This is a genomic window from Flavobacterium anhuiense, assembly GCF_050990855.1.
Taxonomy (GTDB): domain Bacteria; phylum Bacteroidota; class Bacteroidia; order Flavobacteriales; family Flavobacteriaceae; genus Flavobacterium; species Flavobacterium anhuiense_C.
On record NZ_CP158861.1, the window covers coordinates 4,075,289 to 4,098,018 of the forward strand.

The following is a 22,730-nucleotide window of genomic DNA, read 5'->3' on the forward strand; positions in this document are numbered from 1 at the left end:
TCACAAAATAACAATACTACAATTTGAGTGGGCTTGACGTGAAATTAGAAGGGTTTGCCAGAAATTCCAAAGGCTCTACATAATATTGATTCTTGCTAATCTTTCCGTTTTTGATAACATAAGGATGTGTAAGCAGTATATCTGTAAGCGTGCTTGGACTAAAACTGTTGATGTCGTACATGCAGATTAACGAAACATCATGTTTAGGAGTAAGGAGATTTAAGCTGGCCTCATATTCCAAAAGTTCATCCGTTCCTGGAAGATTCTTGAGAGCCCACACCATATCTCCGCATGCTCTCACGCTTTCATAACCAGCTCTAGAAGCAGATAATAAAGTTTGTTCAAGCATCTTATACATTCTTTCAGCAGCAAATTTTCCATCCTTTATATAAGTATTCTCAGAAGCTAGCACTTCCAATTGACCAGTTGACAGCTTTTCAGCAATCGAGACACCATTATTAGCAATACATCTGCAATGCTCTCCATGACGTTCTCCTTCAAGAATATTAACAACTTTATCATTTGCCTTTAAACCTTCCATTATGTAAGGAATGATTACTTCATACTGTTGTTCTTTCGAATCAAAAAATCCACAAATGTGCATTGGGGCCGGTAGTGATTCTCCACATACCGAAAAAGAAGTCTGTCTGTTCATGGATCAAATATACATAATTAATTATTCCAGAGTGCGTCAAAGTTAAATTCAATTTTTTTATCATTCAGACTGTAACAAAATAGTATAAAAACCAAAGCCCCTCGTTCATGAGAGGGGCTTTACTAAAATATATTTGACACTGTTTTTTTAAAATTTAAAAGCTAAATTGACTAAAAAATTAGCTGGAGGTTGTGGTGCACCCCATGAACTCCAGTATTTTTCGTTTGTGATATTGTTCAGTTTAAGACCTATTCTCCAGTTTGCCTGCTCATAGAAAACTGTTTGATTGAAAAGAGTATAAGATGGAATGTAAAAAGTATTTGCTGTAGTCATATAACTCTTATCTACATAATTGGCTCCTGCACCTATGCCAAAACCTTTCAGCATATTTTGAAATTTATACGAAGCCCAAAAGTTTATCACATTAGCTGGAGCATCTTGCGCTTTATTTCCTTCAATAGCTTTATTGGCATCACTTGTTTTAACAATACGATTGTCATTATAAGCATATCCAGCTGTAATATTAAGCCCTGCAATAGGATTAGCAATAAGTTCAAACTCCACTCCTTTACTCACTTGCTTCCCATCTTGCTGATAAACAAGATCTGCTTGTCTAATTACTGCATTATCATTGGTAATATTGTAATAGCTGAAAGTTGTACTTAATTTTTTATTGAAAAGCTCTGCTTTCACTCCTGCTTCATACTGATTGGCGTACAATGGATCTAAAATTAACTGACTGCCATCTGGCTGGTTAACCGGTGCCAAATTCTGAAATCCGTTCATATAATTTCCAAATACAGAAATTTGGTCTTTTAAAATCTGGTATACCAATCCAAGTTTTGGAGATAATGAATTTTGATTGTATCCAGGAACAGTGCCGCTATCTTTCCTTTCAAAGTTATCAAAACGAAGACTTGCCATTGCAAATAGACGATCAGAAACTCCAAGAACATAAGAACCATAAGCACTAAATGTAGATTCGTCTCTTCCTGCGCGAATTACTGGAGCTAGCAAAACAGCATCAATATCTTTTCTTCTCACTGGTGTGAAATTAGTACTTACGTCAATTGTTCTAAATGGAGTAGCAGGAGTTGGTGTAGAAGAAAATGTATCAGTGTAATATCTGTAATTGGCCCCAAACAAAATTTTATGCTTTAAAATGCCAGTCAAAAATTCACCGTTTATATTTTCCTGTATATTAGTATAATTGCTTGAAATAGGTCCAAAAAGAGTCGCGCGAATAGTAACTGTAGTTGGTGAGGTCCATGTTGGCAAAACTTGATAGCTGTACTCCACATCTTCATTTACATACGAAAATAAAGTTGTTGATTTCCATCTCTCCGATATCTGGTATTCTCCCTGCACAAATGCTTTTACAGAAGATGTTTTTGCGTCCGCATCATCGTGCACCAGCGATTTTTTGTAATCTAGCTTAATCTGGCTTGGATTAATGATTCCAGAAGCAATAGTTGCTGCTGGATACAGTGGCCTAGTATTATTAACATTAAACAATTCTGCATCGACAGTAAATATAAGTTTCTCAGTAGCCTTGAAAGAAATACTTGGTGTAAAAGATAAGGTATTATTAAATCCGTAATCTAAAAAACTTTTTTCCCTATCTACTGCCGCATTTAGTCTGAAAAGAACATTTTTATCTTTTGTTAGAGGAGTATTAACATCAACAGTAAGCCTGTTTGTATTAAAACTTCCACCTGTATACGACACTTCTGTTGCCGAACTTTCAAAAGGTTTTTTGGTCACCAAATTCACAACTCCTCCAAAAGAAGAAGCTGACGATCCAAATAAAGTTCCCGATGGCCCTTTAAGAACTTCTATTCTTTCTACATTGGCAATTCCGACTGTAGATCTTCCTGAAAGAGTTTCCATACCATTTCTTGAATTTATCCCTACAGAAAATCCTCTAAAAATTACTGCAAATCCACCCGATGGGTAATTTAAAGGGACAACTCCTGGAGCATTTCTAACAGCTCCAGCGGCATCAATCACAATTTGTTCCTGAATCAGCTCTTTATGAATAACGTTGTAAACCTGCGGATTTTCTATATTTTTAAGTGGCATTCTAGCTACATAAGATGTTTTCTTAGATATTAAACTTTTGCGGCTATTAATTACCACCTCCTCTAATTCTTTGTTTGATACAGCAAGCTGGACATTTACAGTCACAGTTTTTCCGTTTTCGACAGCAACTTTCTGTTCAGCGGTTTCGTATCCCGTTAAGGATACCTGCAGAATATAATTGTTTTCTCTTATTCTTCCCATTTCGAAATAGCCATCTTCATTTGTAAAGGTTCCATACTTTGAATCTTTAAGAACGATATTTACTTCTGAAGCGGGTTTCCCGTCTGAAGTTGTAATCCTTCCATTAATTTTTCCGTGTAGTTGACCATAGGATACTGCTGTTAAAAATAACAAGCCGAGAGTAATAACAAAATCAAAACCTTTTAAACTATAATATTTCATTGATTGTAAATTTGGTTAGTTATTATTTTTATTTATTCCAAATAAAAAGCATGCAAAAATAAAAATTAAAATTAATTTAACAAGCAAATACTTTACTTCTAAATAGCAAATTGGGAAATATAATGTCTTGCCTTAATTTCACTTGGAGAATACGGGCTAATAATGCTGAAAAAATAGCTGTAGAAAAAGAGATTATTGTTATATGCCCCCTCAAAATTTGCCAAATGACGTCTATTTATAATCTACAGAAAATATAAGTTTGTGCAGTTGACCATTACAATTTTGAAGAGAAATCTCTTTGTTGGTCAATAGGACCGAAATGATTTTTCTCCTTCTATTGAGACAATTTGTTCATCCTTATAATAAACAATTTTCTACTTTAGTAAAATATACCAAAAACCTTTACCTAGATTACATTTTGATGAAATTTAAAAGAAAATCCTTCTTCACTTTTATGCTTTTATTGCTGAGTGAATTATCTTGCTATTGCCAGCAGAGTTACAGCTTTAACCATTATTTGGTAGAAGATGGACTGCCTCATAATATTATCAATCACATTATTCAAGACAAAAAAGGATTTATGTGGTTTGCTACTACAAATGGATTGAGCAAATACAATGGATATCGATTTAAAAATTATAAGACCGACGCGATCGATAAAGTTTTGATGAAAAACAACCGAATTGACTGGATCGCTGAAGATGCCTATGGCAAAATTTGGATGCGCACATTGTCCAATAAAAATAAAGCCTATTGTTTTGATCCTGCTCTTAATGAATTTTGGGGAGCCGAACTTATACCAGAAGTCGTAAAAAACAATATTGAAATTACCCAAATCATTCCGCAAAAATCAGGTTTGGTCTGGCTTATCACAAAAAATAACGGATGTATTGCCATTACTAGCAATAGTTATTCCTATCAAATATTCAGCACAGAAAATGGAGAATTAAACAGTAACAAAATAAATGCTGTTTTTGAAGACCGTTCTAAAAACAGCTGGATTTTGACCGACCGTGGAATCGTTAAGATCAATGCTACAAAATTACATGCTGATAGAAAATCATCTTTACAGACCAATGAAAAAACAAAGGGCTTTTTCAGCGCATTGGAACTTGAAGACGAAATATGGTTTGGAGGAGCTGACAGCAACTTATTGCAATACACAAAAGGAACTCAAAACTACAGAACCCATCAACTAGGTTTAAAAGGCGAAATTATTATTCTAAAAAAAATAGACCGTGCTACTGTAGTGGCCATAACAGAACAAGCCGAGTTTTGTTTGATTAACATTTATACGGGCCAAACTACTAAATTTAAGACTTCTGACTTGCCAAGTCTGGTTCAAAAGAAAATCAATGTTATAAGTCTTACTCAAGATTTATTATGGTTTACCTGCAAAGAAGAAGCAGGTATTTATGCTATTAGTATCAAAACAAAAAAAATAACTTACTTCCCTGCGGGATCAGAAGAAACTGGAGCTACGCAGTTTTCGGTAAAAGCCACGGTGTTAACGAATGCAAAAGGAGAAATCTGGGTACAGCCCAATAATGGAAGCTTTTCAAAATACGACGCTGCAACCAATCGCTTAATTCCGTTTGAAACTACGGCTTATTTCCCTAAAGGAAATTTCAGTAATAAATTTCACGTTGCTTATTTTGACAGACAAGGCAATTTATGGTACAATACCCAAACATCTGGAATCATAAAAGTTACTTTTAGCCAAAATAATTTTAAAGCCTTAAAAATTGAGAATCTGCAAATAAAGTTAGGCATCAAAGACGTGCGCGCCGCATTTCAAGACAAAAATGAAAACATTTGGATTGCCAACAAGCAAAACCAAGTGATTCTTTTTGATAAAAACCTAAAAAAACTTGGCTATATATCTCCTAATGGTCAATTAACCTCTCAAGCCGTTTGGAAAAAGCCCATATATAGCATAATTCAAGATAAAGAAAATGCAATATGGATTGGAACTCGTGGAGATGGCTTATATAAATTTATAGGTGAAAGTAAATCGTACAGCTTTCAGGTACAGCAATTTAAAAACATAGAAAATGATCCTAAGAGCTTAAGCAGCGATAATATTTATTCTATTTTTGAAGATCAAGCTAAACGTTTATGGGTGGGTACGCTAAACGGGTTGAATCTAATTCGAAAACGCGGAAACACTTTGGAATTTATCAATCAGAATGGTCGATTAAAAAATACGCTGTTTGAAAAACACGCTCATATTCGATGCATAAAACAAGACCAAAAAGGAATATTGTATGTTGGTTCTACAACTGGATTATTGATATTAGACGGAAAAAAGAGATTTCCAGAGTTAATTTCGACCATTAAAGTTTACGAAAAAACGCAACAAGAAACAGCCGGTTTAAAGAGTAATGACATTATTGATTTCTGCATAACGAAAAGCGGTCAAACCTTTATAGCAACTGCCGATGGAGGTATTAGTAAAGTACTTACGAGAGACGCACAAGGTTTTCCAAAGGAATTTAAACATTACACACAAAAAGAAGGCCTACCGTCCAATAATATATTATCGCTATTAGAAGATGATGATCAGAATATCTGGATTACGACCGATTATATTTTAACGCGTTTTAATCCTCAAGCAGAACTGTTTGAAGTGTATTCAGAAGTTAAACCCATAATGGCTTTTAATAACTTTACAGAAGCTACGAGGATTAAGCTGCAAAGCGGAGAATTATTATTTGGCTATGCCGAAGGAGTACTTCATTTCTTTCCAAACCAAATAAAATCAAATAATACTATTCCAACATTAGCTTTAACTGATTTCCAGGTTTATAATCAAAATAGCAGCAATACTCCTTTTCATTTATCGTATTCGATAGACAGCAATCCTGCTATAGAGTTAAAGCACAATCAGAACTTTTTTAATATTGAATTTGCAGCTCTAGATTACATCAATCTAGAAAACATTAAATACGCCTACAAATTGGAAGGTTTTGATGAAAATTGGAATTATACAAACGATCAGCATGCTGCTTTTTATACCAACGTTCCAAAAGGAAATTATATTTTCAAGGTAAAATCGACCAATAGCCAGGGAAACTGGGTGGCTAATGAACGCCAAATAAATATCACAGTCCTTCCAGCTATTTGGAATACTTGGATTGCTTATATCTTTTACGGCATGCTGATTTTGGCAATTATTCTGGGAATCAACTATGTAGTTCTTACTATGTACAGACTTAAAACCAATACGCAAATGGAGAAAGATATGTTTGAGATGAAACATAAATTTTTTATTGATATATCGCATGAATTACGAACTCCTCTTACCTTGATTACTGGTCCTATTGATTACCTTATTAATGATTCTAGAACATCTGAGGTAGTAAAAAAACAATTGACTTATGTTTCCCAAAATACCAATAGACTGCAGCGTTTGGTAAATCAAATATTGGATTTTAGAAAAATACAAGATCAAAAACTACAGATTTCAGAGATCAATCTGGCTGTATTTGCCAATGATATATTTAACAACTTTCTGGAAATAGCGCAGGAACGAAATATCACGTATCTGTTTGAAGTCGAAGGAGACGATTTTCACCTATGGGCTGATAAGAGTGCTTTAGAAAAAATTATAATGAATTTGCTTTCTAATGCTTTTAAATATACTCCAGATCAAAAATCGATTACGTTAAAAATAGTTAGAACAACTACTAATTTACAATTACAAGTTATCGATTCGGGACTAGGAATACAAGAAGATTTTCAGAACCGTATTTTCAATCGGTTTTCATCTCATAATACTAATGCCAATAATCCGAGTACTGGGATCGGACTTTCTATGGTTAAGGAATTGGCAGAGCAGCATCATGCAGAAATCACTTTTAAAAGTAAGTCTAATGAAGGAAGCACTTTTACATTGTTTTTTAAATCTGGGCGTGATCACTTTAATGATGATGTAGAAATCCTAAATGAAGAACCAATAGAAGTAGATAACACTTCAGAAAATGAAAATGCTATACAGCAGTCAAATGAAAAAATAAAAGTGCTTATTGTTGAAGATGATTTGAATTTACGATCCTTCATAAAAAATGTCTTGGAAGAAGATTATGAAGTAATTGAAGCCGAAGATGGTGAAGATGGGTATCAAAAAATTGTAGAAAACACGCCCGACTTTGTAATCAGCGATATCATGATGCCTAAACTCAACGGAGTAGATTTATTGAAAAAAATCAGAAATAATATAGAAACAAGCCATGTGCCAGTTGTATTATTAACAGCGAAAACGACTATAGAAAGTCAATTGGAGGGAATCAATTATGGTGCTGACGATTACATTACCAAACCTTTCAGCGTAAGCTATTTAAGAGCTCGCATTGTAAATTTATTAGAGCAACGAAAGCGATTACAGAGCATTTTTGAAAATTATGATAAAAATACTTTTGAAAAAGAACCGCATCCTAAAGAAGATTATGATCCGAAACCGCATTTAGTGAGTGACAAGGATGAAGAAATAATGCGAAAAATTATGAGCTGCATTGAACAAAACATGGATAGCAATGAATTTTCTGTGGAAGTTTTGGGCGCTAATGTAGGCTTAAACCGAACAACTTTATATTATAAAATAAAAAGCTTAACAGGCTATTCTCCGGTTGAATTTATCCGAGATATTAGAATAAAACGAGCAGCACAATTGTTGTCTGACACTCAATTATTAATTAAAGAAATAGCAGATATGACTGGTTTCTCTGATATGAAATATTTTACCAAATCCTTTAAAAACAAATACGGACATACGCCAACAGAATACCGACAAAAGCATAAAAGTTAAAGATGCACTAAAATTGCAGCATCTAAAATAAAGCCATTAGAGTAGTAAATGTATTTTTTCTCTAATGGCTTTCTTAGTTCAAAATAAAAAGTAATTTCTTTGATAACGAATCTTACATCCATAAAAAAAGAAGTCCGAAGACTTCTTTTATACTAGTGTAAAATAATAGATTAACTACAATCAACCACAAAAACAGCTAACCACTTAAACAATAATCCACTAGGGTAAAAAACACTATAAAAAAACTTATTTTTCAATTTTAGAAACTCTGAACCAATCTACATCAGCATACCCCGCGTTATTTATTATTCCTTCTCTCAAAGCGACAAAACCAACTTTAGATCCGATCCAAGTTCCTTCAGAAGCTAAAAATTCAGAACCCGCTTTCAAATACTTTTTATCGTCTAAACTGTAGTAAAATTGGCACTTCCCTCCTTTTTGAACTGTAAGTCTGAAGTAAAAAGTAGTATTAGAAAGTGTCGCTATTTCTGTTGCTGTTTCCTCGGCACCTTTATCGGCTTTGTTGGCAGATAGCTGCATTAATTTTAGTTTGCCATTAATCTGTTTGACTGTCAAACTGCTGTAGCTTCTTCCCATTACGACCAATCCAAATTGTTCATTATCAAAATTTGGTGTAAAGGTTATTTTAGAGGTTGCCATAAATTCTTCAGCGGGAAATTTTTGCGCCAAAATATTCGGTACTTGCCATAAACTTTTGAAATCTGCAGGTTTTGGAATACAGTTAAAACGGAAATATCCCATACCCGCCGAAGGATAACCCCAAACCAATTGCTTATTGGCATGCCATTGCCATTGCAAACCTTGTATTGGCTCATTAAATTCGTCTGAATCTGGCGGTGTTGCCAAAGGATATTGCGCATTTACATTTGGCTTTTTATAAGTGGAAACTGGTTCTCCAATGCCATTTTTATCATTATCGACTCCCATAACTGGCCAATCATTTTTCCAACTCATCGGATTTAAATGCACCACGCGCCCATAAGCATTCTGATCCTGAAAATGTATAAACCAATCTTCACCAGTCACCGTATCTATCCATGCTCCCTGATGCGGGCCATTTATAGTTGTTTTTCCTTGTTCCAAAACAATCTTTTCTTCATAAGGACCGTAAATAGATTTTGATCTCAAGATTAGCTGCCATCCTGTTGCCACACCGCCTGCAGGAGCAAAAACATAATAGTAACCATTGCGTTTATAAAATTTAGGCCCTTCAACTGTAGTATGGTTTTTATGTCCGTCAAATAATAAAACCTCATCATCATTAGCCATACAATTCACAGGATCAATGGTACAAAGCATTAAAACACTTTTGGTTCCAGCTCGGCTTCCTGCCAAGGCATAACCGAGATAAGCCTTACCGTCTTCATCCCAAAAAGGAGCTGGATCTATAATTCCTTTTGCCGCTTTAATTAAAACAGGCTCTGACCATTTACCGTACGGATTTTTGGTTTTAGTCATATAAATTCCAAAATCAGGATCAGGGTAAAAAATATAATACTCTTCGTTATGAAAACGAATGCAAGGCGCCCAAACGCCATTTCCATGCTGTATTTTATCGTAGGTTTCTGTCGGAAGCTGTTTTGGCAATGCATAATTCACCAATTTCCAATTCACTAAATCATTCGAATGCAAAATTGGAAGTCCTGGAATACAATTAAAAGACGAAGCAGTCATAAAATAGTCTTTTCCCACGCGGCAAACATCGGGGTCAGAATAATCGGCGTAAAGAATCGGATTTTTATAATTTCCATTTCCTAAGTCAGAAACCCAAACCTTAGAAATCGTTTCGGCATTTTTTTGAGCGTAAACATTACCTATTTTTGTTATGGCCAAACAGGCAAGAGCCACATATTTTATTTTCATCTGAATATTATTTATTTTTCAATTAAAGATTAAAGAATTGTCCATTGCGGATGTTTTTCTAGTATTAAACACGCCATTATAAAAGGGCCAATTGCCTTACCATCATTAGATCTCACTGCTTCGTGAATGTAATAATCATACGTGCCGTTTCGAACCAGATTGTCTGCTGGACCTAAACCTGCACCTGCGCAGCAAGAGGTAATTTCTATCTGTTTATTGCCATCAATTTTTATAAACTCTTTTTGAAAACCTGAATAGGCTTTTTTCAAAGTTTTAAAATGTTTCTTGTCCAAAACTTTTAATTGCAACCCTTTAGCTAAGCCATAAACAAACATCGCTGAACCAGTAGCTTCACGATAATTTCCATCTCGTTTCGGGTAATTAAGCACTTGGAACCATACACCAGTAGCTGGATCCTGAACTTTTACAAGATCATCCGTCAAATTCTGAAACATTAATTCTATTGCCTTTCGGTCTTTATGATTGGCTGGCAAGTATTCCAGAACATCTATTAAAGCCATATACAGCCATCCTACGCCTCGTCCCCAGAAATTTTGAGATAATCCGGTTTTAGGATCTGCCCAATAAACTGTTTTACTGGCATCCCAACCGTGGTAATACAATCCTGTTTTAGGGTCTTTTAGATGTTTTTGTACGGTTAATAATTGAGAAGTAATATCGTCAAAAGCCTGAGCGTCTCCAAATGTAACAGCATATTGCGCATAAAATGGAAGCCCCATGTACAAACCGTCTAACCAAACCTGATTGGGATAAACTTTTTTATGCCAAAAAGCTCCTTCTGTAATTCTTGGCTGCTTTTTTAATTGTTCGTGCAGTTTTTCAATTGCAATCCTATATCGTTCGTCTTTTGTTTTTTCATATAAAGAAAATAATATCTTGCCCGAATTAATATCATCCAGTTTAAAAGTTTCTGGCTGATAGCCTTCAATTGTGCCTTTCTCATTAATCAATAAATCGACATAAGTATTTTTTACATAATCGAAATATTTGGGATCATTTTTCTCTTTGCTAACTTCTTGCAGCGAAAGACACACCAAGCCTTGCACATAACCCCATACAGGCTTTGGGTTGAAATCGGTCATCCAAGCTGCCGCATTATTATACATTACAGATTCGGCCAATTGAACTGAAAACACCTTTTTTTGATTTTGACTCAAAACAACTGCCGTTCCGAATAAAAAAGCTAAAATTGACTTTCCTAGCGTATGTGTTTTAAATCTTTCTTTTTTAAACTTCAACATAATAACCTTATTTAATGAGTAAATGATAATTCGACGTTTATAATGACAAAACTACTTGCTAGCACAGAACAAAAGGTGGTCAATATGCAAAATATAAGGGGGCATTTGACAAAAATTAAACTTTTTGGCAATGTCAGATAGAAAAAACGAGGCAATCTGTTTTAAAGATGCCTGTTTTTAAATTATCACTCAGCATAAAAAATATAGCTCTTATCTTTTTCTGTAGCGATGTCATACTGAAATATTTTCTGACTGTTTAAACCAATCAACTTCGCTTTCTCTGAAATGATTGGATTTTGAATTGACGGAATTTTGAAAAACGCATTAGAATTTTCGCCTTGAGCAGTTATCAAATCTCTCCCTTTAAGTTTGGAATAGCATCTTAAACGAAGGTTCCCTCCTAAATTTGACTTTATGGTTACGGAAATAATTTTTCCTTTGTCCCATTTCATTTCTTCAATTTCAAAACCGCCTCGAGCCTTTAAACCCGAAACATTACCATTTGTCCATTCATCTGGTAGTGCTGGCAATAAGTGAACCGCACCATCATAACTTTGCAACAGCATTTCAGATATCCCGGCAGTACAGCCAAAATTACCATCAATTTGAAATGGTGGATGCGCATCAAAAAGATTCGGATACGTTCCACCAGATTCTCCTTTGCTTTCCATGGGTGCTGGACGAAGCTGATCTTTTATTAATTTAAAAGCTTTATTGCCATCTAATAAACGAGCCCACCAATTTACTTTCCATCCCATTGACCATCCTGTCGAAACATCTCCTCGAGATATTAGCGTATTCTTCGCCGCTTCTATCAATTCGGGTGTTCTAAAAGGCGATAACTGCCCTGATGGAAACAATCCGTACAAATGAGAAATATGTCTGTGTTTATCATTTGGCTTGTCCCAATCGTACAGCCATTCTTGCAATTGAGAATATTGTCCTATCTGCATAGGCGGCAGTCTTTTTAAAGCGACATTTACTGAATCGGCAAATTTATTGTCGGTTTCTAATATTTTAGAAGCGCTTATAATATTTTTAAACACATCAAAAACCAATTGATTATCCATTGTGGTTCCTGCCGCAACTCCAACATTGCTTTGATAAGTATTCTCTGGAGAAATAGATGGAGAAACGACTAGCCATTTTTTGTTTGGTTCTTCCTGAAGTACATCCAGATAAAATTGCGCCGCTCCTTTCATAACAGGATAATACTCTTTTAAAAACGCAGTATCACCAGTATAGAGATAATGCTGCCACAAATGTTGTGTTAGCCATGCACCTCCCATTGGCCACATTCCATAAAATCCACCGTCTACTACGCCTGTTATACGCCACAAATCGGTATTATGATGCATGTTCCAACCTCTCGCATGGTATATTTCTTTGGCGCTTTCTTGTCCTGTTACTGCTAAATCTTTCAGCATACTAAAAAGCGGCTGATGCATTTCGCTGAGATTTGTCGTTTCAGCAGGCCAGTAATTCATTTCGGTATTAATATTTACGGTGTATTTGCTGTCCCACGGCGGGCTTAATTTATGATTCCAAATTCCTTGCAGATTCGCTGGCTGATTGCCTGGCTGAGAGCTCGAAATAAGCAAATATCTTCCGAACTGAAAATAAAGCGCTACTAACTGCGGATCGTAATTGTCATTAAATTCTTTTATCCTTACATCAGTAGTTTTTTTTGATTGCGGAGAATCTCCAAGATTTAGTTTTACTCGATTAAAATATTTCTGATAAGCCGACACATGATTTTGATATGCAGTCTGATAATTTTTCTGAGAAGCTTTTTCTAAAATAGCTTTTGACTTTTGAAAAGGATTTTCTGAAAGATCTTTATAATTTTTAAAATTAGTTGCTAATGAAATTCGGATGATAACCTCGTCTGCTTTTTCGATCGAAAGTTTAGCTGCTTTTGCGGTTAAAGTTCCGCCTTTTAAAATACAGTTGACTTGACCGACATATTTTACTTTTCCAATTTTATTATCAGTACTTCCAGAAGTTCCTTCAAAAATTAATTTGTTGTCTAAAGTTTTGACAGAATTAAGTATTTGCGGACTTGTTGAAGTGATTGAAAAATTGATGCTTTTTTTCTTGTCTGCTGTCAATTTTACGACAATAACATCATCCGAAAAAGAAGCAAAAAATTCTCTTTTATAAGCAATTCCATTTGCCGAATAACTAACCGAAGTGATTGCTTTCTCAATATCTAAATCTCTTTTATAATTGGAAACTTTTTCATGATTAGGAAAATCAAACCACAAACTCCCAGCAGTTTGATAAGGCATTCCGTAATTTAAATCTTTTGGCGCTTGTCTCGGAAAAGTTTGATTCGCCAGATCTTGTGCCTCTTTGTATTTCTTTTCGAAAATCAGTTTTCTAATAGCTTCAATGTTGGCATACGTATTTTTAGGAACATTATTTCCCGGTTCTCCTGCCCAAATAGCTTCTTCATTCAATTGCAATTCTTCTTTTCCTGGATTTCCAAAAATCATTGCTCCCAAACGACCGTTCCCAATAGGCAACGCTTCGTTCCAATTGGAAGCGGGTTTATCGTATTGAAGAATCAGTTTTTGAGCATTTAGCTGAATTACAGCTAACATGAAGAAAAAGTATACGGCTATTCTTTGATAATTCTCTATTTTCATTTTGTACTAAAGATAAAAACATTTCTGCCTTAGTTGGCTTACCTGCAAAAAACGAAACATTCCCTGCAGGCGGAGCTAACTAAAAAACAAAAACGAATTGAATAATTCTAAAAAGGATTATAATTTTAATTGCTGTTCGGTCTGTTTCGCTACTATACTGTTTATATAGACCTCAACATTATCATACGCTGTACTTAGCTTACGTTCGTTAGCATCATTTTTTGCAGGATCAAGTCCGTTATTTTTTTCCCATTCATCTGGCATTCCGTCATTATCAGTATCTTTTAAAGCAATGCCCGAAGCCAAATCTGGCCAGCCTCCCACAGCGATTTGAGTATCTATAATGCCATTTTTACTGCCATTGCCTCCATTAGTATTGGTTACTTTTCCGCTCTCCACATCATTAACAATACGAATATCAATTGCATCACGAACCAAAGACGCTCCTGCAAATTGCAATACCAAATCATATGCTTTTTGAGCTGTATGTGTGGTAACGGGCAAAGCGCTATGAGGTTTGGTTTGTCTAATTGCATTTTTATCAGCATCTGAAACCACTCCGTACCCAGGAGAAAACTGATTGAAAACGCCATACGTCCAATTGTCTTTTGTAGCTGCTGGAGATCCCTCGATTACATTTCCGTTGATGTAATATTTTCCCCAAATATTATATACAGGATTAGGTGAAATATTGGCTTTGGTATTTTTATCAATAGAAATAATTCTGTCTTTTTTTACTGTTGCGGGTCCTGGTTTGTAATAGCAGTTTACAATATTGACATTCATAGCTTCGCCTCCATAACAGCTATTGCCTCCCCAATTGTAAATTACATTATTGCGCAAATCAACTAAATCGGTAAGTGCAAATTCATGATTGGCATATTCTCCCAAACGTGGATTACGACTGTCGTTGCTAGCTACTAAATTGTGATGGAAACTTGCGTTTTTTCCGCCCCAAATTCCGCCATAGCCGTGAGATCCTTTATTGTGGAAAGAGTTTTTCAAAGCTTCTGAAATAATACACCATTGCAACGTAAAATTTTCATTTTGATAGAAAGAAACACATTCGTCAGTAGACCAGCTCACCGAACAGTGATCTATAATAATGTTCTTCTGAAAACGTCCACCAAGAGCATCGGCTTCAATTTTATTTACATCGCCCATTCTAAAACGAAGGTATCGCATGATCACATTACTAGCGTTGACGTTTACATCGTAATGTGCTACGCATATACCACCGCCAGGTGCGCTCTGACCTGCAATTGTTAAATCACCGTTTTTAATATGCAGAGCAGCTTTTAAATAAATCGTTCCACTGATATCAAAAACTACGATCCTTGGCCCTTTCTGGTTGATAGCATATCGCAAAGTGCCTGCTGTATCAGTATCTTCTAATGAAGTGACTTTTATTACTTTTCCGCCTCTGCCTCCAGTTGCTTTTGAGCCTCCGCCCTCTGCGCCCGGAAAAGCAAAAGCTTCTTCTACTATGGGCTTATTACTGTTATGCCCTTTTTCTTTTGGTATAAAGGATATTAAACCGTAAGTACAAAATATCCCTAACACAGTGCTTGCTAATTTTTTATGCATACTAAAAAAAATTTATACTGTAGCAGTAACAAAGGGAATATATTTTTCATAATTCCCTTTGTTTTAAGCTACTAAATATAATTATTTACCAATTAAAACCATCTTTTATCACCTGCTACGCCTGTACCCGCAAAGCCTGTTCCTTCTTTGATGTGGAAATCACCCATCGCAGGATTTACGAATAGTCCGTAAATATCTAATGGAACAGCCGTAATACCTGTAAAAGGTCTGGTATCAACAATTAGATCTTTAGTCATATAACTGCCGGTGTAAGAAATAGCAATACTTGCGTAAGTTCCGTTGGTACTATTAATTTTAGCGCCTCCGTTTGGACCTCCAATAATCATATTCTGAATCGTGAGCTGAACTGGTTTTGCATTATCAAACAACCATAAATGCCCCATTGCCGTTGTAATATTCACACAGGTAATGTTAGAGAAATTAATTTTTGTTGCCACACGTACATCTGCGAAACGAGTGCTGATTTCGGTTAAAGTACAATTTTGAGCTGTTATTGAATTAATAACTTGTCCTGCAGCCACATTGAAGACGCCGTAACCGCCTGTTCTTGAAATCTTACTATTGGTAACAATAACATCATTTACAATAGAAGCACCGCTTAAACGAACTATAGAGTTAATGTTATCTATTTCGCAGCCATCTATATTGATATTATGCACATTTTTTGTCCCTAAGTCAATAAAAAATGCTGCTGCAGAAGTGGTATTTAAGTATTGAATAATTAAATCATTAATCTGAGTCTGCACTCTAAATCGAGCATTTAACAATTTAGGCAGCTGACCATTAGCATCGGCAATACCTACAAAAGCAATATCATTAACTCCTGTTGGAATTGTAATATCTCCGCCAATATTATAAGTGGTGTTTTTATCAAAAACAACAGTAAAGTTTTTAGAACCCGCAGCTACCAAATCACTGATCGCTTTCGCAATTGTTGTGGCATTATCACCAGGAAGCACATTGTAAATAGTACTATCAAAAATACCTGTAGTTCGAACGCTTAAAGCCCCTCTTACATTTGTATCGTTAAGAATCTTCACTGTATAATTTGTTCCAATAGCCAAATTATCAATTACTAGAGTTCCTGTAGTTTTGTGCTGTTCTGTTAAAGGAATTTCTTTAATGCTCGATCCCGACTCATCATACAAAACCACCTTAGTAACTCTCGGAGAAATAGTCCACGAAACTGTTATACTATTTGCTGCTGGAGTGTAGCCTGTAAACAATTGTTCGGCTGGGGTTCTAAAAAAGATCTGGCTTAATTTAGATTCTAGTCCAGTTACCTCACTCACACTTTTCATTCGAACCGAATAACCTGAATCGCCATCCAAATCACCAAAAATTTCGCGGTACTCCACTTTGGTCTGATTAGTAGACGTTGCAAAAGGAACCAAATCAGCGCTTGACAATTCTACTGTTTTCACAATTTGACTAAACTGCAAACTATCTTTACTAAATTCAAAAACATATTTAGTCGCGTCTATAGATTTAGTGAATTTTAATTCTACCTGAGTAGATTCCACCTTAGATGCTTCAAAAATCAGAGATTTAAAAAGGCGTTCGTGCCCTTCTTCTACTTCCCAATCATTATAATCTTTTTCGCAACTTACAAACACTAAAGCAAGCAGAGAAAATAATCCAAATACAATATTTTTTTTCATTTTTTCCAATTTTACAGGTTTAGGTTTAGTATCCATAAGAGTTCGTTAAATTCCCTTTAGACTCAAATAAGTCTTCATAATAAATACAGAAATAATGTCTGTAATTACAGCTTTTATTTCCCATTGTGTATTGCACCAAATTGGATTGTATTTCTGTCCCATTAGTCATAGAACCTAAAAAACTAGAATAATCGTAAGATTTATTAATACCTGTTCCCGCCAATAAAATACGTGTTGGCCAGTCGATATAATTTTTATTCGTTCCGCTAGTTGGCTTTTGAGCGTTTTTAGTAAACCACGAAGCAGACAAATATTCTGGTCCAGGACTGGCACCTAAATTTTGGTAGTAATTAATTTTGCTTTTATCAATATACTCCGCATCTTTAAATTTATAATAAATAGTCTGCGGAAAATCTGAAGCCTGATAACTTTTGTCAAAAATGGTAACCGCTTCTTTATGATCAAGCATTAAGCATAATGTTTTTTTCATGGTCTCAATTTTATCAGATAAAAGTCCCCATCTAACCAAATCTTGTTTACGGATAGCTTCACAGCCAAATTCCCAAGCACGCTCATTAACAATAGCATTAAAGAAATTAGCATCGTATTGTTTTATTTTCGAAGAACTGCTTCCAAAAGCACGTGCTCTCACTGTTTCTAATGCCTGACGTGGAGACATTCTTGCTACCGAATTAAAATTATCCGGACTAGACAACTGGCTTTCAGCTTCTGCGAACATTAAATAAATATCAGAGTAACGCATTAAAATCCAGTTTACTCCTGTCGCAATACGCGAATTAGCTGTTTTATGCAAGGCTAAATAAGAAGGATTCATCCAGTAAATACGCCACTTTGCAAAGCTTACACTAAGCGCATCTGTTTTCATAATTTCTTTATTCTCGCTTCCGTAGCTTGTCCAGGAAAGTGTGACATCACGTCTTAAATCATCTGGATCGAAAGAGTAGAAATAATAAGCTTGAGAACTCACGTAGCTTCCTCCAAAACCTCTAGAACCATTTTTGGTATTCGAAGCCACTTCATAGCCCATCAGAGAACCAATATCTCCGTTATTACCCAAACCAAAAGCCACTTCAAATAAGTTTTCATTTGAAGCATTCTGGCCCAGATTACAAACTGTTTTCCAGATATTTTCATAATTAGGATCTAAAGTATGCTGGTGTTCTGAACTGCCTAAAAGTTCAGCTGTTTGCTGTGCTGCAATCTCATAATATTCACGCCAGTTTTTAACGCGTCCTACATAATATCCGTTTTCAGCCTGCATGGTTGGATGATGTTCTACATTTTCATCTGAAAAAAGATTGCCATCATGCAACGACCATCCGCCAGCAAAAAGAGCTACTCTTGCCAATAAGCCTTTGGCAAAACCTTTAGAAATACGTTCTGCAGTAGTATATTCTGGAGCCATTTTAAGATACGGAAGATAGCCAACCGCTTCTTTTAAATCTTTTACTAATTCTGCATAAACGACATCTCGATCGGTTTTTCCGATATAAACGTTAGACAGATCCGATTTTGAAGGCTCTCCTTTATACGGAATATCTCCCCAGAATCTTACCAGCTCAAAATAAGCTAAAGCTTTGAGTGTTAAAGCTTCACCCAAAAGCGGTTTCATTTCATTTGCTTTAGATTCGAAAACAGGAGATTTACGAATACCTTCTACGGCAGACGAAGCCAATTCGGCAAATTGAAATAAACTTTCCCATTTAGTAGTCGTGTTGTAAGGATCGTCATAAAAATTACCCGCTCCAGAATCAGAGCTTGTAGAGTTGTAGCCGGTCGTACTAAATCCCGAATTAGTTTCAATATCACTAACTCCTTGCCAGTTTACAGATAGTTTTTGCCCGTAAATGTAAGTGTCTGTCATTTTTCCGTAAACTCCCATAACGGCTGCTTTAGCCATTGATGTCGTATTAAAAACGGTTTGCGAACTTAATTTTGAAGGCGAAGTAGTTTCTAGAAAGTCATCATTGCAGGAAACTGTTCCTAATGCAAGGACCGCAAATGCAGTATAAATATATTTTTTCATGATAATAAGCGATTAAAAAGTTATGTTGGCACCAAATAATAAGGTTCTTGCTTTTGGATAAGCTGACCAGTCCAATCCAGGTGTTAACGGAGAATTATTGGTACTTACCTCTGGATCCTGTCCCGAATAGCGGGTCCAAACTTTTAGGTTATTACCCGACACATAACAACGCACTCTTTTGATAAATTTTCCTTTGGCGATGGTTTCAGGAAGTGTGTATCCGATAGTAAGATTTCCCAAACGTAAAAATGAACCGTCTTCAATAGCCCAATCTGTGATAATGGTAGAGTTAGACAAAGGATGCCAAATACTAGCACCTTGATTAACTTCCTGCAACAATTGCGGATTAGCATCGGCACCAAACATGATATTATTTCCCGTAACGGGATCGATCGTTGTAAAACGATTCTCTAAACTCATTAAGGCATTGGCATTATTATAACGTTTTGAACCGCTGAAAGTCGAGTTATCAATTTTATTGGCATTATATATATCATTGCCATAAGACCAGTTGAACATCGCTGAAAAATCTAAACCTTTAAAAGCACCGCTAAGGGCAAAACCTCCAGTATGTTTAGGCTGTGCGCGCCCAATAACTTTTCGATCGTCGTCAGGATTAATAACATTACCTGTACCTCCTAGTTTTTTCAGTTTCATGTGTCCTGGTCCAAAATAATTTCCTGAAGTCGTAATTACTTTTGAGGCATCAGCAACACCATCTTTTAAAATCCATTTTTTCTGTACATTATCAAAATTGAAATCATCAAAAGAATACATACCATCAGACACATAACCGTACATCAAACCAACTGGCTGTCCTACGCGTACTCTATAATCGTCACGTCCAACATTAGGTGCCCAATTAGATGCTGCAATCATTTCATTAGATCCGTCTAAGCTTTTTACAATATTTTTATTAAAAGCAATATTAAAGTTGGCTGATAATCTAAATTGAGAAGTTTCAACAATATTTCCGTTTAATGTAAATTCAAGACCTTTATTAGAAGTACTTCCTATATTCTGATATTGCGAAACATATCCTGAGTTTGAAGGTAAAGCTACCGCTAAGATCAAGTCATTGGTGTCAATTTTATAAGCGTCAACACTTAAGGTTAATCTCTGGTTAAAAAATCCGAGATCTAAACCTAAATTCGTAGAAACCGTCGTTTCCCAAGTAAGGTTTTCATTCTTTAAAGTATTGGAAGGTTTTAAAGAACTCTGTCCAACTTCGTTCACATAAATAAGACGATTTGCGGTAGTTTCAAAAGTATAATCCTGACGCCAGTACGAACCTACACGTGCGTTTCCAACTTCTCCGTAGCTTAAACGAAATTTAGCATCAGAAAGCCAACCTTTCGTCTTTGCCATGAATTTCTCATCAGACAAACGCCAAGCAAATGCCGCTCCTGGAAAATATCCCCAACGATTATCCGGAGAAAAAACATTTTTACCATCAAAACGAGAAGTAAAACTGAAGATGTATTTATTAAGAAACGTATAATTAATACGTCCAAAATAAGAAGACGTTCTAGTTGGCTCACCAATTGTTGTATACGTTGGCAAAGGCGTACCGTAATTCCACATTGCTAAAACATCCTGTGCTCCAAAATCGGCTGGAAAGAATTTAGATTGAACCAAAGTTTCATCAACCTGAGAATTTCTAGCTTCCTGTCCGAGCAAGAAGTTGAACTTGTGCGCCGATTTATTAAATGATATATCATAACTTATGGTATTTTGAATAGACCAATCTGCTCCTTTCACATCTTGACGCTTCGCCACGGGCTGACCTCCATTAGCACTTGCTTCTCCTGTATTTCGCAACCAAATATTATCAGTATAATTTCTGTTTATTCCGTAACTACCTTGTGAAACTATAGAAAGCCCTTTTAGAGGTTTCCAAGTTAAACCTCCGTTCATTGTCAGGTTTAGATTGTTTTGCTCTTTGTATTCGTTTTTAATATTATAAATAGGATCATTTAAACTGCTCAAAGCTTCTGCAGAAGTTATATTATCTGTACCTCCTAACGATAATGCAGGATCCAGATACGTTAAACTTCTAACTGGCGCATATTTAATACCATCTTTTAGTTTTCCTCCATTCGAAACACTCGGTCCATTTATTATGGTATTAGAAAAACGCGAATTGAAATCAAAACGAAACTTAGAACTCAATTCTTTATTCAATTTAAAACTTACATAATCTCTTTTGTACGCTGAATTAACCATGATAAAGTCTTCTTGATCATGTGTATAATTCAACTTGTACTGTAATTTATCATCTCCGCCAGTCAAGCCAAAATCGGTATGTGTTTGCACGCCAGTATTTCCGTACAGCTGATCCTGCCAGTCCATTCCTTTCTTAGATTTGTAGATATCACGATCTTCCCATAAACCATAGGCAGAATAAAAACTAGTACCCGTCACGCTCGATCCTGGGTCCAATTCTTTTTGAAAATATACATATTCGTACGGAGATAAAACATTAGTAAGATTGTACGTCTTTTTTAAACCCGTATAAGCATTTACCGTAATTTCGGTCTTTCCTTTTTTACCAGATTTAGTCGTAACAAGGACAACTCCATTTGCTCCTTGCGAACCATAAATGGCCGTTGATGAAGCATCTTTTAATACATCAATAGTCTCAATGTCACCAGGCGGAATATCATTAATACTATTGACCTGAAACCCATCGACAATATAAAGCGGTGAATTATCCTGCGTAATAGAACTTCCTCCACGCACTCGGACATTAATTTGCGCATCTGGAGAACCTTCAGTGATGGTAACATTTACCCCTGCCAAACGTCCTGCGATAGCTTGCAATGCCGAAGTTGCCGGAATATCTTTCAGATCTTTCATACTTACAGAAGCGACAGAACCTGTTAAATCTTTACGTTTTGTAGTTCCGTATCCAATTACTACCACCTCATCAAGATTGGTAGAAGCATCTTTCATGACCACCTTTAAATTGCTTCTTCCATCAAGGTCAATATGCTGGGTTTCCATACCGATAAAAGAGAAAGTCAATGTACCATTTGAAGGTACTTTTTCGATAATAAAACTTCCGTCAATATCAGACATTGCCGCCTTTTTTGTACCTTTTAATAAAATAGTCACACCAGGTATGCCAAGTCCTTTTTCGTCTACAACTTTACCGCTTACAGTTATTTCATTTTGAAAAGAATCAAATAAGTTAAAGGGAAAATTGTTATAGTTCTTACTGTTTCGCGAAAAGTCGAAACGAGTCAATGTTTTTGAATTTGAGTTCGTAGTGGCATTGGCAGAAAAATCGAAGAGCAAAACTACTGCTGATAGCAAAGCGGCTTTTTTCTTGACATTTCTCACCATGCCAAAATGATTCTTTGGCAAATTCTTTTTCATAAGATAAATGGTTTAAATTGGTTAGTTGGTATAGTTAATAATGAATATTTATTCTAAAAAAGGACCGCTCAATGGTGTGGTTAAGCCAAAAACATGTCCGCATTTAATTATGTTTAAATAATCAGCCTCAAAAAAACACATACCAAAAAAAAAGCATCTGTTTTAATGATTTATTCTAAAAACAAAACTAGATTTTAATCCTAATTTGAAGGTGGTCTAAAAACAATATGATAGGGGGCATTTCACAGAAGCCCTTTATTTACAACACAATAAAGCGTCTTGTATAAAAA

The 22,730-nt window shown here is 35.6% G+C and carries 10 protein-coding genes; 1 reads left to right on the plus strand and 9 read right to left on the minus strand.

The features are described from left to right. Nucleotides 1-16 precede the first annotated feature (16 nt). Nucleotides 17-604, minus strand: a complete 588-nt coding sequence (locus ABTV69_RS17985) for an MEDS domain-containing protein (RefSeq protein ID WP_433831212.1) — start codon at nucleotides 602-604, stop codon at nucleotides 17-19. Between the two features lie 198 nt (nucleotides 605-802). Continuing rightward, nucleotides 803-3,139, minus strand: coding sequence for a TonB-dependent siderophore receptor (locus ABTV69_RS17990; RefSeq protein ID WP_433831214.1), 2,337 nt, complete (start codon nucleotides 3,137-3,139; stop codon nucleotides 803-805). Nucleotides 3,140-3,560: 421 nt separating this feature from the next. Between ABTV69_RS17990 and ABTV69_RS17995 the strand changes: the two genes are divergently transcribed. Continuing rightward, a complete protein-coding gene (locus ABTV69_RS17995) occupies nucleotides 3,561-7,946 on the plus strand; it encodes a hybrid sensor histidine kinase/response regulator transcription factor (protein ID WP_433831216.1) in 4,386 nt (1,461 codons plus the stop codon). A gap of 246 nt (nucleotides 7,947-8,192) precedes the next feature. Here ABTV69_RS17995 and ABTV69_RS18000 read toward each other — a convergent pair whose 3' ends face one another. The 7 genes from ABTV69_RS18000 to ABTV69_RS18030 form a co-directional block, all read right to left on the minus strand. Further along, nucleotides 8,193-9,830 carry a glycoside hydrolase family 43 protein gene (locus tag ABTV69_RS18000; RefSeq protein WP_433831218.1) on the minus strand — a complete coding sequence of 546 codons (1,638 nt, stop codon included), beginning with the start codon at nucleotides 9,828-9,830 and terminating at the stop codon, nucleotides 8,193-8,195. 29 nt (nucleotides 9,831-9,859) lie between these two features. Next, complete coding sequence (locus ABTV69_RS18005; protein ID WP_433831220.1) at nucleotides 9,860-11,092, minus strand: glycoside hydrolase family 88/105 protein; 1,233 nt, start codon at nucleotides 11,090-11,092, stop codon at nucleotides 9,860-9,862. A gap of 185 nt (nucleotides 11,093-11,277) precedes the next feature. Beyond that, entirely contained in the window at nucleotides 11,278-13,743 is a 2,466-nt protein-coding gene (locus ABTV69_RS18010) for a glycosyl hydrolase family 95 catalytic domain-containing protein (protein ID WP_433831222.1), read from the minus strand. A gap of 117 nt (nucleotides 13,744-13,860) precedes the next feature. Then, a complete protein-coding gene (locus ABTV69_RS18015) occupies nucleotides 13,861-15,330 on the minus strand; it encodes a pectate lyase (RefSeq protein ID WP_433831224.1) in 1,470 nt (489 codons plus the stop codon). Between the two features lie 92 nt (nucleotides 15,331-15,422). Then, nucleotides 15,423-17,012 (minus strand): hypothetical protein, encoded by a 1,590-nt coding sequence (locus ABTV69_RS18020; protein ID WP_433831226.1) that lies wholly within the window; start codon nucleotides 17,010-17,012, stop codon nucleotides 15,423-15,425. Nucleotides 17,013-17,037: 25 nt separating this feature from the next. Next, a complete protein-coding gene (locus ABTV69_RS18025; RefSeq protein WP_433831228.1) occupies nucleotides 17,038-19,059 on the minus strand; it encodes a RagB/SusD family nutrient uptake outer membrane protein in 2,022 nt (673 codons plus the stop codon). A gap of 12 nt (nucleotides 19,060-19,071) precedes the next feature. Then, complete coding sequence (locus ABTV69_RS18030) at nucleotides 19,072-22,440, minus strand: SusC/RagA family TonB-linked outer membrane protein (protein WP_433831230.1); 3,369 nt, start codon at nucleotides 22,438-22,440, stop codon at nucleotides 19,072-19,074. Nucleotides 22,441-22,730: the final 290 nt, after the last annotated feature.